13 protein-coding genes and 1 pseudogene are annotated in these 15,358 nt (G+C 71.7%); 6 read left to right on the forward strand and 8 right to left on the reverse strand.

The features are described 5' to 3' along the window. Nucleotides 1-17: 17 nt before the first annotated feature. The 3 genes from G5T42_RS07340 to G5T42_RS07350 all read right to left on the reverse strand — a co-directional run bounded on the left by G5T42_RS07340 (nt 18) and on the right by G5T42_RS07350 (nt 3,167). Nucleotides 18-1,529, reverse strand: a complete 1,512-nt coding sequence (locus G5T42_RS07340; protein ID WP_165127263.1) for a carboxylesterase family protein — start codon at nt 1,527-1,529, stop codon at nt 18-20. Beyond that, complete coding sequence (locus G5T42_RS07345) at nt 1,526-2,140, reverse strand: TetR/AcrR family transcriptional regulator (RefSeq protein ID WP_165127265.1); 615 nt, start codon at nt 2,138-2,140, stop codon at nt 1,526-1,528. Before G5T42_RS07345 ends, G5T42_RS07340 begins: the two co-directional genes overlap by 4 nt. A 169-nt stretch (nt 2,141-2,309) precedes the next feature. Further along, the gene (locus G5T42_RS07350; protein WP_165127267.1) at nt 2,310-3,167 is read right to left on the reverse strand and encodes an alpha/beta hydrolase; all 858 of its coding nucleotides are present in this window, start codon (nt 3,165-3,167) and stop codon (nt 2,310-2,312) included. Nucleotides 3,168-3,314: 147 nt separating this feature from the next. Between G5T42_RS07350 and G5T42_RS07355 the strand changes: the two genes are divergently transcribed. Then, nucleotides 3,315-4,433 carry a DUF4190 domain-containing protein gene (locus G5T42_RS07355; protein WP_165127269.1) on the forward strand — a complete coding sequence of 373 codons (1,119 nt, stop codon included), beginning with the start codon at nt 3,315-3,317 and terminating at the stop codon, nt 4,431-4,433. A 96-nt stretch (nt 4,434-4,529) separates the two neighbouring features. Here G5T42_RS07355 and galK read toward each other — a convergent pair. Both galK and galT read right to left on the reverse strand, forming a co-directional pair. Beyond that, a pseudogene (gene galK, locus G5T42_RS07360) lies at nt 4,530-5,715 on the reverse strand (galactokinase). Beyond that, nucleotides 5,712-6,878 (reverse strand): galactose-1-phosphate uridylyltransferase, encoded by a 1,167-nt coding sequence (gene galT / locus G5T42_RS07365; protein WP_165127271.1) that lies wholly within the window; start codon nt 6,876-6,878, stop codon nt 5,712-5,714. Before galT ends, galK begins: the two are co-directional and overlap by 4 nt. Nucleotides 6,879-6,950: 72 nt before the next feature. On the opposite strand from galT, the gene G5T42_RS07370 reads away from it, so the two are divergent. Continuing rightward, complete coding sequence (locus G5T42_RS07370; protein ID WP_165130132.1) at nt 6,951-7,922, forward strand: LacI family DNA-binding transcriptional regulator; 972 nt, start codon at nt 6,951-6,953, stop codon at nt 7,920-7,922. A gap of 41 nt (nt 7,923-7,963) precedes the next feature. Here G5T42_RS07370 and G5T42_RS07375 read toward each other — a convergent pair whose 3' ends face one another. Then, nucleotides 7,964-8,335, reverse strand: coding sequence for a hypothetical protein (locus G5T42_RS07375; RefSeq protein WP_165127273.1), 372 nt, complete (start codon nt 8,333-8,335; stop codon nt 7,964-7,966). A gap of 56 nt (nt 8,336-8,391) precedes the next feature. Continuing rightward, nucleotides 8,392-9,369, reverse strand: coding sequence for a UDP-glucose 4-epimerase GalE (gene galE, locus G5T42_RS07380; protein WP_165127275.1), 978 nt, complete (start codon nt 9,367-9,369; stop codon nt 8,392-8,394). Between the two features lie 90 nt (nt 9,370-9,459). Here galE and G5T42_RS07385 point away from each other — a divergent pair, with 90 nt between their 5' ends. Together G5T42_RS07385 and G5T42_RS07390 are read left to right on the forward strand one after the other, a co-directional pair. Next, on the forward strand, nt 9,460-10,509 hold the full coding sequence (locus G5T42_RS07385; protein WP_165127277.1) for a LacI family DNA-binding transcriptional regulator: 1,050 nt from the start codon (nt 9,460-9,462) through the stop codon (nt 10,507-10,509). Nucleotides 10,510-10,512: 3 nt separating this feature from the next. Next, nucleotides 10,513-11,634, forward strand: a complete 1,122-nt coding sequence (locus tag G5T42_RS07390) for a glycerate kinase (RefSeq protein WP_165127279.1) — start codon at nt 10,513-10,515, stop codon at nt 11,632-11,634. A 57-nt stretch (nt 11,635-11,691) separates the two neighbouring features. Here the strand turns inward: G5T42_RS07390 and pgm are convergent, their stop codons facing one another. Then, complete coding sequence (gene pgm, locus G5T42_RS07395) at nt 11,692-13,335, reverse strand: phosphoglucomutase (alpha-D-glucose-1,6-bisphosphate-dependent) (protein ID WP_165127281.1); 1,644 nt, start codon at nt 13,333-13,335, stop codon at nt 11,692-11,694. A gap of 117 nt (nt 13,336-13,452) precedes the next feature. Between pgm and pheA the strand changes: the two genes are divergently transcribed. Beyond that, nucleotides 13,453-14,424, forward strand: coding sequence for a prephenate dehydratase (pheA, locus tag G5T42_RS07400; protein WP_165127283.1), 972 nt, complete (start codon nt 13,453-13,455; stop codon nt 14,422-14,424). 3 nt (nt 14,425-14,427) lie between these two features. Continuing rightward, nucleotides 14,428-15,306, forward strand: a complete 879-nt coding sequence (locus G5T42_RS07405) for a PhzF family phenazine biosynthesis protein (protein WP_165127285.1) — start codon at nt 14,428-14,430, stop codon at nt 15,304-15,306. The last annotated feature ends 52 nt before the right edge of the window (nt 15,307-15,358 follow it).

Consider the following 15,358-nt stretch of genomic DNA (forward strand, 5'->3'; position numbering starts at 1 on the left):
ACTCTCCTTCTGTCGTGTCAGACCAGCGCGCGCACGCTCGCGTAGCCGTCGGGCTGCAGCTCGGGGGTCGACGGATCGCCGCCGAAGACGCGCGTCTGGCCCTGCGTCCACGGCGTCCAGCCGGGGTCGCCCTCGCGCACGAACGCCGCCGCGGCGCTGTGGAGCTCGGCCGCGAGCGACCGGGGAGGGCTGTCGCCCGCGATCTCGGTGACGCCGGGTGCGTCCAGGCAATCGAACCAGTACGGCACGTCCAGGCAGTGCAGCGCCCACGTCCGGGTGGGTGACGCCCATGAGAAGCGGTAGGCCCACGTCGGCGCATCGCCTGCCGCCGCGACCCGCGCCTCGGCGACGCGCACGACGCCGGAGCGGAAGACACGATCGGTGACGAAGCGGCCGAGCATCGCGGCGGTGCCCTTGCGGCGCTGGGGGCGATTCGCGGCGAGATACGCCCGGCGGGACTCCCGCGGGAGGCGGAGCTTTGCGAGGGCTAGCCCGACCGGGACGAGCCGGAGCTTGCTCTTCGCCGAGTCGGTGGCCATCGTGAACTCGTCGTCGGTCGTCCCCAGGACGAGCGGCTTGTCAGCGCCGACGCCCGACCGGATCGCGGCCACGGTCGACTGCGTCAGCAGGTCGCCGTCGATCGCGGGACCCCACGGCAGGCCGTCCTCGAGGATCGCGTGGACACCCGCGAGCGGGTCCTCCGGGTTGGGATTGGCGGCCTTCTCCTGCAGGGAGTGGAGGTGCTCCTCGCTCACCGACGCGAATCCGTCGCGCGTGGGCGTGACGCCCGCGAGGTTGGCGAGCTTCGCCGTGAGCGTGCGCGACCGCTCCGCCGTGACGTCGCCCAGCGCGGGGGACAGCGCCCACGCGGCGTGGAAGAGATGCTGGGCTGCGGGCATCCCGAGGAGGGTGAGGACTGCGCCGCCCCCGGCGGACTGACCCGCGATCGTCACGCGGCGGGGGTCGCCCCCGAACGCCTCGACATTCGTCTGCACCCACTCCAGCGCGGCGAGCCAGTCGCGGACGGCGCGGTTGCTCGGCGCACCCGGGATGGTGCCGAAGCCGTCGAAGCCCAGGCGGTACGAGATCGTGACGGTGACGACGCCGTCGCGGTTGAACGCGCGGCCGTCGTACCAGGGGCTCGCCGGCGAGCCGGCGACGTATCCGCCGCCGTGGATGTAGACGAGCACAGGAAGCCGCGCGTCCCGTTCCCCGGGTCGCGGGGTGAAGACGTTGACGTTGAGGGTCGACTCGCCTGGGACCGACGGCTCCGGGATGAGCGTCGGGCCCATATCGCCGCGCTGCGCCGTCGCGCCGTTCTCCAGTGCGTCGCGGACGCCCTCCCACGGCTCGGGCGGCACAGGCGCGCCGAATCTCAGGTCGCCGACGGGTGCCTGGGCGAACGGGATGCCGAGGAACGCCGCCGAGGCGCCGGGCGCACCCGGCTCGCCGCGCCAGAAGCCGCGCACCCGGCCGGGTTCGATCTCGACGACGGGGTCGGGGGAGGTGGAGGTCGCGGGGTCGCTCACGGACGTTCTCCTGTCGTCGTCGGCCGGGGATCGAGGGCGTCGAAGAGGGCCGAGACCGTTGCCGCCATGTCGATCGAGGGGTCCTGCATCCACTGCAGCTGCAGCCCGTCTGCGACCGCCTGGAAGACGCGCGCCAGCGCCTCGGGGTCGATGCGGTCGGTGAGCTCTCCGTCGGCCTGCTGCGTGCGCAGCACCTCGACGAAGGTGGTGCGGAGCGATCCGCCGCGCTCGAGGAAGTACTTGTGGGCAGGATGCTCCGGATCGGCCGCGTCGACCGCCATGCGGGAGAAGAGCTGCACGAGCCCCGGGACCTCGGCGTTGTGCCGGATGATTCCGATGAAGCCCTCGCGCAGCCCCTCGGGTGTCACGGCCTGAGTCTCGCCTCCGAACTGCCGGGAGTCGAGCTCGTCGCGCTTGCGGAGGATCTCGGTGAAGAGCTCCTCCTTGCTGTCGAAGTAGTGGAGAAGTCCCGCCTGGCTGAGCCCCACGGCGTCCGCGAGCTCCTTCACCGACGCGCCCCGGTACCCCTCGCGGGCGATCACCTCGAGGGCGCGCTCGAGGATCTCCTCGCGCTTCGCGACACCCTTCGCATAGGAACCCCGTCGTGCCATGTCACGAGTAAACCGAACAATGCTTGATTTTCCAAAACCGAATAACGTAAGGTTTTGGCGCGCTTGCTGCCCGCCGACCGGCGGAGGGGATTCGAGGAGCGGATGACGGATGCCGCGGCATCCACCTCCCTTCGTCCTTTCCCCTCCGCCGGCCCGGCGGAGCGGAGGATCAGCTCTTCACGAAGGCGAGCAGCGCCTCGTTCACCTCGTCGGCGTGGGTCAGGAGCATCCCGTGCGGGGCGCCCTCGATCTCGATGTAGGTCGCGTCCGGGAGCAGCTCCTTGAAGCGGCGGCCGGTCGCGTCGATGGGAAGGATGTTGTCGGCGGTCCCGTGGACGATGAGTGCCGGCACGTCGATCTTCGGGATGTCGGCGCGGAAGTCCGTCGGCCACGACAGGGGAGAAGCGACGATCGCGCGATTGCCCATCTGGTTCGCGACCTCGACGCTCGCGTCCACCGCCTCCTGCGAGATGCGCGAGCCGAGGTTCTCGTCGAGGTTGTAGAAGTCCTTGTAGAACCCGGTGAGGAACGCCCACCGGTCGTCGGCAACGGACTGGGAGATGCCGTCGAAGAAGTCCTGCGGTCCGGCGCCGTCGGGGTTGTCGTCTGTGATGAGCAGGTACGGCTCGAGCGATCCGAGGAACGCCGCCTTGGCGACGCGATAGCTGCCGTAGTTGGCGATGTAGCGCGCGACCTCTCCCGTGCCCATCGAGAACCCGACGAGGATCGCGTCCTGCAGGTCGAGCTCGACCATGAGGGCGTTGAGGTCCGAGGCGAAGGTGTCGTAGTCATAGCCGCTGCCGGCCTTCGTCGACTGGCCGAAGCCCCGGCGGTCGTACGCGATGACGCGGTAGCCCGCGTCGAGCAGCACCGCGGCCTGCTTCCCCCACGATTCCCCGTTGAGCGGGAAGCCGTGGATCAGCACGACCGGCTGGGGAATGCCGCCGCCCTTCTGGCTGGGTGCCTGGTCGGTGTAGTAGATCTTGATGTCGACCGAGTTCTCGGTCCCGACGGTGATGTACGCCACGATTCCCTCCTGTCCGAGGACGGATGCCTCGGCTCCGCCCTCGACGTTAGGCGGGCGCCGCCCGGCTCGCCAGCACTTGCGTGGAGTAGTCCACAGGTCTATCGCACGCGTTCACTCGCGGGCTTCCGGCTGGTTCATACTGACCGGATGTCCATCCCCCCGCCCTCCGATGGGACCGGTGCCGCAGCGCCGGAAGCGCCGGAGTCCTCGCCCGCCATTCCGCCCGCCGATGCCTCCGCCCCGGACGGGGCTGTGGCGCCCGCCTCACTCGCCGATGCACCCGTGCCGGACGAGGTCGAGGCGCCTGCACCGCCCGCCGCGACGGCATTCGCCGCACCGTACGGTCCGGTGCCGCCCGACAGCGCCGCCGCGTTTGCGCCGGCCGGCTACGCTCCGGCTTCCGGGTACGGCGCGGAGCCGGGATACCCGGCACAGCCCGGATACGGTCCGGGTGCCGGATCTCCTCAGGCGCCGGGCTACTTCGGTCCGCCGCCGCACGGATACCCCGGCCCGCCGCCCGCGTCGGGCCTCGCGACCGCGGCGCTCGTGCTCGGCATCCTGTCGCTCGTCTTCTGCTGGCTGCCGCTCCTCGGCATCGCCCTCGGCATCGTCGCCGCCGTGCTCGGGAACGTCGCCCGCTCGAAGGGGCAGCGCAAGGGCTTCGCGCTCACCGGCATCATCACGGGCGGAGTCGGGATCTTCGCCTCGATCGCGGCCTGGATCATCTCGTTCGCCGTGCTCATGAGTCTCGCCACCTCCGCGGAGGACACGGCCGACTCCGCGCCTGCTCCCACGGTGGCGGCGGAAGAGGCTGAGGCCGACGCATCCGACGGTGCGGCCGCCGACCCTGGTTCCGGGGACACGGCGGACAGCGGGGTCGATCTGTCGAGCTTCCAGCCGCTCGACGAGGCGGGCTTCGCGGCGCTCACGGCCGACCCGGGTGCGCACTTCGGCGAGAACCACATCCTGTACGGAGAGGTGCGCCAGTTCGACGACGCGACGGGCGATTGCCAGCTCATGATCGGCGTCGACGAGAGCCAGCAGGAGCATTGGGAGTACTACGACGAGTCCGCGATCGCCTGGGCAGCCTCGAGTGAGTCCCTGACCGAGGGATGCCCCGAATTCGTGGGCGTGGAGGAGCTCGCGCACGTCAAGATCTGGGTGCGCATCCTGGGCGTGACGACCGTGGAGTTCGACGACGGCACAGCCGAAGACCTGCTGTCGCTCGACGTCCACCAGGTCGAGTCGCTGCCTCCGCTGCCCTGAGCGTCGAGCGGCGCTCCTTCGGGAACCGGTCGGGTGAGCCGCGGTCCGGATGGTGCGATCCGGCCGGGCGGCCTCGCCGCCTGGTGAAGGGGCGCCTCAGGCGTCGCGCCGGGCGCCGGCCGAGGGAGTCACCGTGAAGACGTGCGGGGCTTGGAAGCCGGACTCCTCGAAGGCGGCGGTGGCGGCATCCGTCACCTTCTCGACGTCCTCGCGAGCCACCAGGGCGATCGCGGCACCGCCGAAGCCGCCCCCCCGTCATACGCGCGCCGACGGCACCGGCGGCGAGGGCCGCCTCGACCGCCGTGTCGAGCTCGGGAACCGAGATCTCGAAGTCGTCGCGCATCGACACATGGGATCCGACGAGCAGCTCGCCGATCGCGCGCGGGCCCTCTTCGCGGAGCGTCCGGACCGTGTCGAGCACCCGCTGGTCCTCGGTCACGACGTGCCGCACGCGGCGGAACGTGACGTCGTCCAGCAGCTCCTTGGCGCGGGGCAGGTCGTCGACGGTGAGATCCCGGAGTGCGGGGACGCCCATCGTCCGTGCGCCGAGCTCGCACGAGGCCCGGCGCTCGCCGTAGCCGCCGGTCGCGTGCGAGTGCTTCACCTTCGTGTCGATGACGAGGAGCTCGAGGCCCGCCTCGGCGAAGCCGAGATCGACGACGTTGGCATCGAGGCTGCGGCAGTCGAGGAAGATCGCGGCGTCGGGCTGCCCGAGCATCGATGCCATCTGGTCCATGATCCCGGTCGGAGCGCCCACCGCCTCGTTCTCGGCGAGGCGGCCGGCCTGCGCGAGAGCCACGCGGTCGAGCCGGAGGCCCCACGTCTCGTCGAGCGCGGAGGCGACGGCGCCCTCGATCGCCGCCGAGGACGACAGGCCCGCGCCCACGGGAACGCTCGAGGCGATGGCGAGGTCGACGCCGGTCACGGCATCCGGCGCGACGCCCGTCGTGCGCAGGAGCGCCCAGGCGACTCCGAGCGGGTAGGTCGCCCACTCGGGCAGTTCGCCCCGGCGGTCGGGGAAGAGGCCGTCGAGCTCCGCCAGCGCCACGTCGGCCACCGAGTCGTCGAAGGTCGACGTGACGCGGATGCGTCCGTCGGCTCGCGCGCCCAGGGCGACGTAGGTGCGGTGCTCGATCGCGAACGGCAGCACGAAGCCGTCGTTGTAGTCCGTGTGCTCGCCGATGAGGTTCGCGCGGCCAGGAGAGGACCACACTCCCGTCGGCTCGGCGCCGGTCAGCTGGACGAAGAGGGAACGGGCGTCGGCCTCTGGGGTGGTGCTCACAGGGTCACTCCTTCGACGGCTTCGCGCAGCCGCGCGGCCGAGGTCTCGGGCGGGACGTCGCCGATCCAGGCCCCCATGGCGGCCTCGGACCCGGCGAGGAACTTCAGCTTGTCCGCAGCCCTTCGAGGGCTCGTCAGTTCGAGGTGCAGGCGCACGCTGTCGCGTCCGACGTGGACGGGCGCCTGGTGCCACGCCGCGATGTACGGGGTGGGGGTGTCGTAGAGTGCGTCGACCCCGCGCAGCAGGCGCAGATACAGGGGTGCGAGCTCGTCGCGCTCGGCATTCGTCGTCTGTGCGAAATCGGCGACGTGGCGGTGCGGGAGCAGGTGCACCTCGAGGGGCCAGCGGGCGGCGAACGGCACGAATGCCGTCCAATGCTCGCCGGTGAGGATGACGCGTTCCGATGCCCGCTCGAACTCGAGGATGCGCTCGAAGAGGTCGGGCGACGTCCGGTCGACCGAGTCCAGCAGCCGGGTGGTGCGCGGCGTGATGTACGGGTAGGCGTAGATCTGACCGTGCGGGTGGGGGAGGGTCACACCGATCGCCTCGCCGCGGTTCTCGAACGGGAACACCTGCTCGACGCCGGGCAGGGCCGAGAGCTCCGAGGTGCGGTCGGCCCACGCCTCGATGACGGTCCGCGCGCGGGTGACCGACAGCGTGCCGAACGAGCCGGAGTGCTCGGGGCTGAAGCAGACCACCTCGGTGCGGCCCACGCTCGTGCGCGTGCGGCCGAGGCCGAGGGCCTGCAGGTCGTCGAGCCCGCGCGGCGGGTCGTCGGCGGCCGGCGCACCGTCGAACGCCTCGGCGAGGGCGGGCCCGAAGGACGGCGACTTGTTCTCGAAGACGGCGACGTCGTAGCGCGATGGGATCTCGCTCGGGTTCGTCGGCGTCTGCGGCGCCAGCGGGTCGAGCTCGGCGGGCGGGAGGAACGCCCGGTTCTGGCGCGCCGCAGCGACCGAGATCCAGTCGCCCGTCAGCACGTCGAGGCGCATCGTCGCCGTCGCCGGCCGCGGGTCGAGGGTGCGGGCGTCGACGGCACGCTCGGCGCCGAGCATCGTGCCGGGGTCGTCGAAGTAGATGAGCTCGCGGCCGTCGGCCAGTCGGGTGGAGCGCTTGACCACGCCGGCGCCGAGGGGCTGGGGCGGAACGTTGACCGTGTTCACGTCAACACGGTAACACCCGACTGTGTTATCGTCAACATGAAGAAGGAGGCGGATGTGAACAGACGCGTCTCGATGGCGGATGTCGCGGCCGCCGCCGGAGTCTCCGGGCAGACCGTCTCGCGGGTGGTGAACGAGAGTCCGCGCGTCGATCCCGCTACCCGGGCGAAGGTCGAATCGGCGATGAAGCGTCTCGGGTACCGCCCGCATCGGGCCGCACGCGCTCTTCGCACGGGGCGGACGCAGACCGTCGGACTCGTCGCGTCGACCCTCGCGACGGTCGGCAACTCGCGCATGCTCCAGGCGGTGGCGGATGCCGCGTCCGCTCGCGGCTATTCACTCGTCGTCGTGACGCTCGGCGGCGCCGACTCCGACATCCAGGGCGCGTTCGTGCGCCTGCGCGACCAGGGCGTGGACGGCGCGATCGTGCTGAACGAGGCGACGGACTTGGTCCGGGATGCCTCGCCCCCCGCCGACATCGCACTCGTCGTCGTCGACTCGGCAGCCGACGACCGGTTCGGCGTCGTCGTGACCGACCACGCCGGCGGCGCGCGGGCGGCGACGGAGCATCTGCTGGGTCTCGGGCACGCGACCGTTCACCACATCGCCGGGCCGGCGGGCTCGTTCGCCGCGGCCGAGCGCGAACGGGGGTGGCGCGAAGCGCTCGCGGCGGCCGGAGCCGAGGCATCCGTCCCTTCCCGCGGGGATTGGAGCGCCGCGTCCGGCTACGAAGCGGGCCTCGCGCTCAGTGACGACGTCACCGCCGTGTTCGTCGCCAACGATCAGATGTCGCTCGGGGTGCTTCGTGCGCTTGCCGATGGCGGCCGCCCGGCTCCCGCCGTGAGTGTCGTGGGGTTCGACGACGTCGCCGATGCCGCGGACTACCGGCCGCCGCTCACCACCGTGCGGCAGGACTTCGACCGGCTCGGCGAGCGGGCCATCGCACTGCTCGTCGCGCGCATCGAGGAAGGTGCCGCCGCCTCCGCCTATGAGGCGATCGATGCCCAGCTGGTCATCCGGGCGAGCACCGCGACTCCGCAGAGCTGACCCGGCCCGGGAGAGGCTGCCGTCCCGGCGCGGCGAGACTCTCAGGCGCGGAAGAACTCGTTCGCGCGGCGCGTGTAGAGCAGCAGGATGCCGATCACGGCGAGTGCCGCGCTGATCACGGCGCTGATCACGACCCCCGGCCCGAAGCCCGTGAACATCGCGATCACGGCGCTCACGAGGTTCAGCACGAACACGATCGTGACGATGACCCGGGCGGCGGTGTTGCCGCCGAACAGGCCGAAGCTCACGAGGATCGTGACGACGCCGATCGCGATCGCTACCCAGCCCGCCCAGTCGTCGCCGGCCGGCGGGTTCAGCAGGGTGAAGATGCCCTGGATGGTCGTGAGGGCGCCGTTGATCCAGGCGATGAGCGCCACCAGGGTGACGCCGAAGGGACGACCGTTCGCTGCCATGGGCCACAGGCTAGCGAGCGGGTCGACGGGACCGCTTCACCCGCGAGGGGTGAAATTCACTCGGCGCTGCGGCGGGCCTCCCAGCCCGTGCGGACCATCTCGTCGACGGTGTACCGGTTCGCCCAGTCGAGGTCGCGCGCCGCCAGCTCGCCGGTGGCGACGATGCGGTCGGGGTCACCGGGGCGGCGCGGGCCGATCGCCGGCGTGAAGGCGATGCCGGTGACCCGAGCCATCGCGTCCATGATCTGCCGCACCGACAGCCCGTTCTGGGAGCCGAGGTTGTACGCCGCCTCGATCGGCTCGCCGGCCGCCAGGCGCTGCGCCGCGACGACGTGTGCCGCCGCGATGTCGGCGACATGGACGTAGTCGCGCACGTTCGTGCCGTCCTCGGTGTCGTAGTCGTCGCCGTTGATGCGCGGAGTCCGCCCCGCCAGGAGCGCCTCGAAGACGAGCGGGAAGAGGTTGTGCGGGCTCGTGTCGTACACCTTCGGGTCGCCCGAGCCGACGACGTTGAAGTAGCGGAGCGACGTGTGGCGAAGGGGATGCTCCGACTCGGCCGTCGCGACCGCCTGGTCGCGCAGCAGCCACTCGCCGATGAGCTTCGACTCGCCGTACGGCGACGCGGGGCGCTTGGGCAGGTCCTCGGTCACGAGGGGCACGTCGGGCGTGCCGTAGACGGCCGCCGAGGATGAGAAGACGATGTTCGCGACATCCGCCGCCTGCATCGCCTCCAGCACGACGCGCGTTCCCTCCACGTTCTGCGCGTAGGTGTGGAGGGGGCGCTGCACCGAGACGCCGGCGTACTTGTAGCCGGCGACGTGGATGACCCCCTCGACGCCGTTGTCGCGGAGCGTCCGCTCGACGAGATCGCGGTCGAGGATGGTGCCCCGCACGAAGGGCACGCCCTCTGGGACGAATCCGGCGTGACCGCTCGAGAGGTCGTCGATCACGACGGGAGCGAGGTCAGCCGCTGCGAGAGCACGTACGACGTGTGCGCCGATATAGCCGGCGCCGCCGGTCACAAGCCAAGACATGCTCCCATTGTGCCCGGTCGTCCGGCGCCCTCATCACGGCCGGTGCGCGCCGGGGACGATCCGGCGTGCCGCGACCGTAGACTCGGCTCGATGACCGACACGACGGTCGACGCGGGGATCGCACGGACGCGGACGTCCGCTCCGACGCTCCACGACGTCGCGAAAGCCGCAGGGGTGTCCCTCGCGACCGCGTCGCGCGTGCTCAACGGGTCGACGCGCAAGGTCGCCGAGTCGTACCGCGAGCGCGTCGAGACCGCCGCCGAGAAGCTCGGCTACACCGCGAACCTCTCCGCGCAGGCGACGGCCAAGGGCACGTCGGCGATCATCGCCGTCCTCGTCGCCGATATCGCCGACCCGTACTTCGGTCTCATCGCCGCCGGCGTCGCTCGCGGCGCTGACGAAGCGGGTCTGGTCGTCACGATCGCGATCACCGACCGGGATGCCTCGCGCGAGACGCGCCTCGTCCGAGCGCTCCGCGGGCAGCGACCGCGCGGGCTCATCCTCGCCGCGTCGCGGAGCACCGAGTCGTCAGCGCCCGAGCTGCAGCACGAGCTCGACGCGCTCGCTTCCGCCGGGGGCCGCGTCGTCGCACTCGGGCCGGGAGCGGGCGATGTACGCACGGTGCTCATCGACAACGTCGACGGCGCGCGCCTGCTCGGTGCCGCTCTCGCGCAGCGCGGATACCGGTCGGCCATCATCCTGGCCGCGCAGGAGGGCGTGCGCACCTCCGACGACCGCATCGCGGGCTTCACCGACGGCTTCGGCGCCGGGGGCGGCGCGGTCGACCGCATCTACCGCGGCGCCTTCACCCGAGAGGCCGGCGAGCGGCTCATGCGCCAGGCCCTCGACGACGGCGTCGAGCCCGGCACCGTCGTCTTCGGCATCAGTGACATCGTCGCGATCGGGGCCCTCACGGCCGTGCGCGAGGCCGGGCGCGAGGTGGGCGCCGACATCGCGCTCGCCGGGTTCGACGACATCCCCACGAGCCGAGATGTCACGCCCGAGCTCACGACGGTGCGGGTGCCCCTCGAGGACGTGGGGTACCAGACGCTGCGCGCAGTCGTCGACGAGACGTGGCAGCAGGATCCCGACAGCATCCGTCTCGAAGTGCTCGTCCGCGCGAGCACGCCCGAGCGCTGACCGGTGGTCGCAGAGGCTCGGTCGGCGGTCTTCGCTCCCGACAGCTTTAAAGGGTCGATCGGCGCGGCCGCGGCGGCCGCCGCGCTCGCCGCAGGGTGGGGGTCGGTGCGTCCGGCTGACCTCATCGTGCTCCGCCCGGTGGCCGACGGCGGAGAGGGCACCCTCGACGCGTTCGCCGCGGCCGTCCCCGGCGCGCAGCGCATGTCGGTGGTCGTGAGGGGGCCGGACGGGCGGGCGACGGATGCCTCGTGGCTCCTGCTGCCGTCGACTCCCGAGGCTTCTCTCGGCACGGCGGTCGTCGAGCTCGCGTCGACATCGGGCATGGAGCTGCTCGGCGACCGCCGCCTGCCGTGGGACGCCGACACCACGGGCTTCGGCCAGGCGATCGTCGCAGCCCTCGACTCCGGCGTCTCACGGCTCGTCCTCGGCATCGGCTCGAGCGCGTCCACCGAGGGCGGAATCGGCCTGCTCACGGCGCTCGGTGCGCGATTCACGGATGCCGCCGCAAACCCCGTCGCGCCGGGAGCGCGCGGACTCCTCTCGCTCGCCGACGCCGACCTCGAGGGTCTTCGCCCGCTTCCGCCCGGCGGCGTGCTCGTGCTGTCGGATGTGACGAATCCGCTACTGGGGCTCGCGGGCGCGGCGGCCGTGTTCGGCCCGCAGAAGGGCTTGGGTCGGGACGACGTTCCGCGCGTGGACGACGGTCTGTCCCGGCTTGCCGGACTGCTGCCGGCCGATCCCCAGACGCCCGGGGCCGGCGCCGCGGGCGGGACGGGCTTCGCCCTGCTCGCGTGGGGTGCGCGGCTCGTGCCCGGCGCCGCCGAGGTGGCGGAGCTCGTGGGTCTGCGCGACGCGCTGGCTGAGGCATCCGTCGTCATCACCGGCGAGGGGTCGTACGACGGTCAGTCGGCCGCAGGCAAGGCGCCCGCCCACGTCGCCGCACTCGCTACCGAGAGCGGGGTCCCGGTCGCGCTCGCCGCAGGACGGATCACCGAGGATGCCTCGACCTCCGCCTTCGCCGCGACCGTCTCGCTCACCGACCTGGCAGGGTCGACGACGGCGGCCCTCCACGAGCCCGCCCGATGGCTGCGCGAAGCGGGGGCCGTGCTCGCCCGCTCGCTCTGAGCCGCCCGTTGTTCGGGCCGCCGAGCCGACGCCCGACTACCTCGAGGCCGGCGCGACTTACGCGCTCCCGAGCGCCTCCGACACGACGGCACGAGCCTCCGCCTGCACCTCGGCGAGGTGCTCCGGGCCGCGGAGCGACTCGGCGTAGAGCTTGTAGACGTCCTCCGTGCCCGACGGGCGGGCGGCGAACCAGGCGTGCTCGGTCTGCACCTTCAGCCCGCCGATCGCGGCGCCGTTGCCCGGCGCGTGCGAGAGCTTGGCGGTGATCGGCTCGCCCGCGAGCTCGGTCGCGCTCACCGCTTCGGGCGCGAGCTTCGCGAGCTGGGCCTTCTGGGCCGGCGTCGCCGGAGCATCGACGCGCTGGTACGCGGACGCCCCGAACTCGCTCTCGAGCTCGGCGTAGCGCTGCGAGGGCGTCTTGCCCGTCACGGCGAGGATCTCCGACGCCAGGAGGCACAGGAGGATTCCGTCCTTGTCGGTGGTCCAGACGGTGCCGTCCTTGCGCAGGAACGAGGCGCCGGCCGACTCCTCGCCGCCGAAGGCGACAGAGCCGTCGAGCAGCCCGGGCACGAACCACTTGAAGCCGACCGGCACCTCGAGCAGGCGGCGCCCGAGCGACTCGGCGACCCGGTCGATGATCATCGACGACACGAGGGTCTTGCCGATCGCGGCATCCGTCGGCCAGTCCGGCCGGTGCGAATACAGGTAGTCGATCGCGACGGCGAGGTAGTGGTTGGGGTTCATGAGCCCCGCGTCGGGCGTCACGATGCCGTGCCGATCGGCGTCGGCGTCGTTGCCGGTCAGCAGGTCGTACTCGGCGCGGCGGCCGATGAGCCCGGCCATCGCCGACGGCGACGACGGGTCCATGCGGATCTTCTCGTCCCAGTCGAGCGTCATGAAGCGCCACGTCGGGTCGACGTCGGGGTTCACGACCGTGAGGTCGAGGCCGTAGACCTCGGCGATGAGCGCCCAGTACTCGACGGAGGCGCCGCCCAGCGGGTCGGCTCCGATGCGGATGCCGGCGTTGCGGATGGCCTCGACGTCGATGATGTTCACAAGGTCGCGGACATACGCATCGCGGAAGTCGTACTCGCCGAGGCTGTCTGCGTCGATGTCGGCGAAGGGCTTGCGCTTCACTTCGGCGAGGCCGCCCGCGATGAGAGCGTTCGCACGGTCGGCGATCCAGCCCGTCGCGTCGGTGTCGGCGGGTCCGCCGTTCGGCGGGTTGTACTTGAATCCGCCGTCGCGGGGCGGGTTGTGCGAAGGCGTCACGACGATGCCGTCGCTGCGGCCCGGATCGTCGGCCGCGCGATCGCGGTTGTAGGCGAGGATCGCGTGGCTCAGCGCCGGCGTCGGCACCCACGAGTCGCGCGAGTCGACGCGCACGTCGACGCCGTTCGCGACCAGCACCTCGATGGCGCTGCGCTCGGCGGGAAGCGAGAGGCCGTGCGTGTCGCGGCCGAGGAACAGCGGTCCGCCGATGCCCTGCGCCGTGCGGTAGTCGACGATCGCCTGAGTCGTGGCGAGGATGTGGTCCTCGTTGAAGCTCGTGCTGAGGGACGACCCCCGGTGGCCGCTCGTTCCGAAGGCGACGCGCTGCTCGGCGATCGAGGCATCCGGCTTTCGGTCGTAGTACGCGGCGATCAGCTCGTCGATGTCGATGAGGTCGGATGCTTCGGCGGGCTGTCCTGCGCGGCTCATGCGTCCAGTCTGTCACCGGCGACGGAGGTCGCAACGACTTGCGTCCGGTCTCGGAGACCCGCAACGGAATGGAACCGGCTTAAGTCCCGGTATCACGGGCATGGCTAGGCTGTGACGGTGACCGACGAGCCCCCCCTCGACTCCGCGGCCGTCCGCCGGCGCACCTACAGCTATCTGGGGCCGGCGGGAACGTTCACCGAAGCGGCGCTCGCGCAGGTGCCGGAGGCCAGGGGCCAGGAGTGGCGGTCCGTCCGCAACGTCGGCGAGGCGCTGTCCGACGTCGTCGAGGGCCGGTCCGACGCGGCGATGATCGCGATCGAGAACTCCGTCGACGGCGGGGTGTCGACGGCTCAGGACGCCCTCGCAACGATGCCGGGCCTGCGCATCGTGGGGGAGTACCTCGTTCCCGTCGACTTCGTGCTCGTCGGCCGCCCGGGCAGCGCGCTGGAAGACGTCTCGCTCGTCGCGGCGCATCCGGTCGCCTACGCGCAGTGCCTGCAGTGGCTGACCCGCACCCTGCCGGCCCACGCGCACGTGCCCGCGTCCAGCAACGTCGCGAGCGCGATGGGACTTCTCGACGGCACGAGCGATGCGGATGCCGCGATCGCCCCGCCCGGGATCCTCGAGCACCACGAGCTCGAGCTGCTCGCCGAGAAGATCGGCGACAACCTCAACGCCGTGACGCGGTTCGTGCTCGTCTCGCGCCCGGTCGCGGTGCCGCCGCCGACAGGCGCCGACAAGACCTCCCTCATCGTCGAGCTGCCGGACGACCGCCCGGGGGCCCTGCTCGAGATGCTCGAGCAGTTCGCGACGCGCGGCATCAACCTGTCCCTCCTCGCCTCGCGCCCCATCGGCGACTCCCTCGGCCGGTACCGCTTCGTCATCGACGCCGATGGACACATCCAGGACGAGCGCATGGCCGACGCGCTCCTGGGCCTGCGCCGGTTCAGCCCCAAGGTGATCTTCCTGGGCTCGTATCCCCGCGCGGACCGCGCGATCGTGCGCTACCCCGACCGCTACTCCGACGACATCTTCATCGAGGCCCGCGACTGGCTGCGCGGGCTCCTCAGCGGAGAGCCGGAGGCCTGACGGGTGGTCGAGGTGCTGCGCTATGCGGCATTCGTCGATCCGCGGCATCCCGGCGGCGGCAATCCGGCGGGGGTGGTTCCGGATGCCTCGTCCCTCACGGACGCCGACATGCAGGCGATCGCGGCCGACGTCGGCTACTCCGAGACGGCGTTCCTGACGGGCAACACCGGCAAGGGCGCGACCGACGATGGCGAGACCGGTGCGACGGCGCGCGGCATCCGGTACTTCTCGCCCATCGCCGAGGTGCCCTTCTGCGGCCACGCGACCATCGCGACCGCGGTCCTGCTTGCCGAGCGCGAGGGAGCCGGGCGGTTCGTCTTCGCGACGCCGGTCGGAGACGTCACGATCGACACGGCGCCCGATGACGGCGGCACGATCTGGGCGACGTTCACGAGCATCGAGCCCGAGGTCCGGCCGTTCGATGAGCCGGTGCTCACCCGGCTCAGCGAGCTGCTCGGGCTGACCCCGAAGGACATCTCACCCGGGTTCCCGCCGCGCATCTCGTTCGCCGGGAACCGGCATCCCGTCCTGGTCGTCGAGAGCGGCGAGGTGTTCGACGGCGTCTCGTTCGATCCGGCGCGCATGCGGGAGCTCATGGATGCCGAGGGCTGGGCCGGCACCGTCACGCTCGCCCATCGCCTCGGCGATACCGAATGGGAGGCGCGCAATCCCTTCCCCGTCGGAGCGATCACCGAGGACCCCGCGACCGGTTCGGCAGCAGCGGCCTTCGGGGCTTACCTCCGTGCGCTCGGCGACGTCCCGGATGGCGGTCGGCTGACGATCCACCAGGGCCGCCACGTCGGACGCCCGAGCCTGCTCCTCGTGGACATCCCCGACGAAGGCGGTATCGGCGTCTCGGGGACGGCCGCCCCGATCACCTGACCGGTGGACCCGCTCAGGCAGCCATCTCGACTCACCCGCACCCCGTGACGGG

This window comes from Microbacterium sp. 4R-513 (genome assembly GCF_011046485.1).
GTDB lineage: Bacteria > Actinomycetota > Actinomycetes > Actinomycetales > Microbacteriaceae > Microbacterium.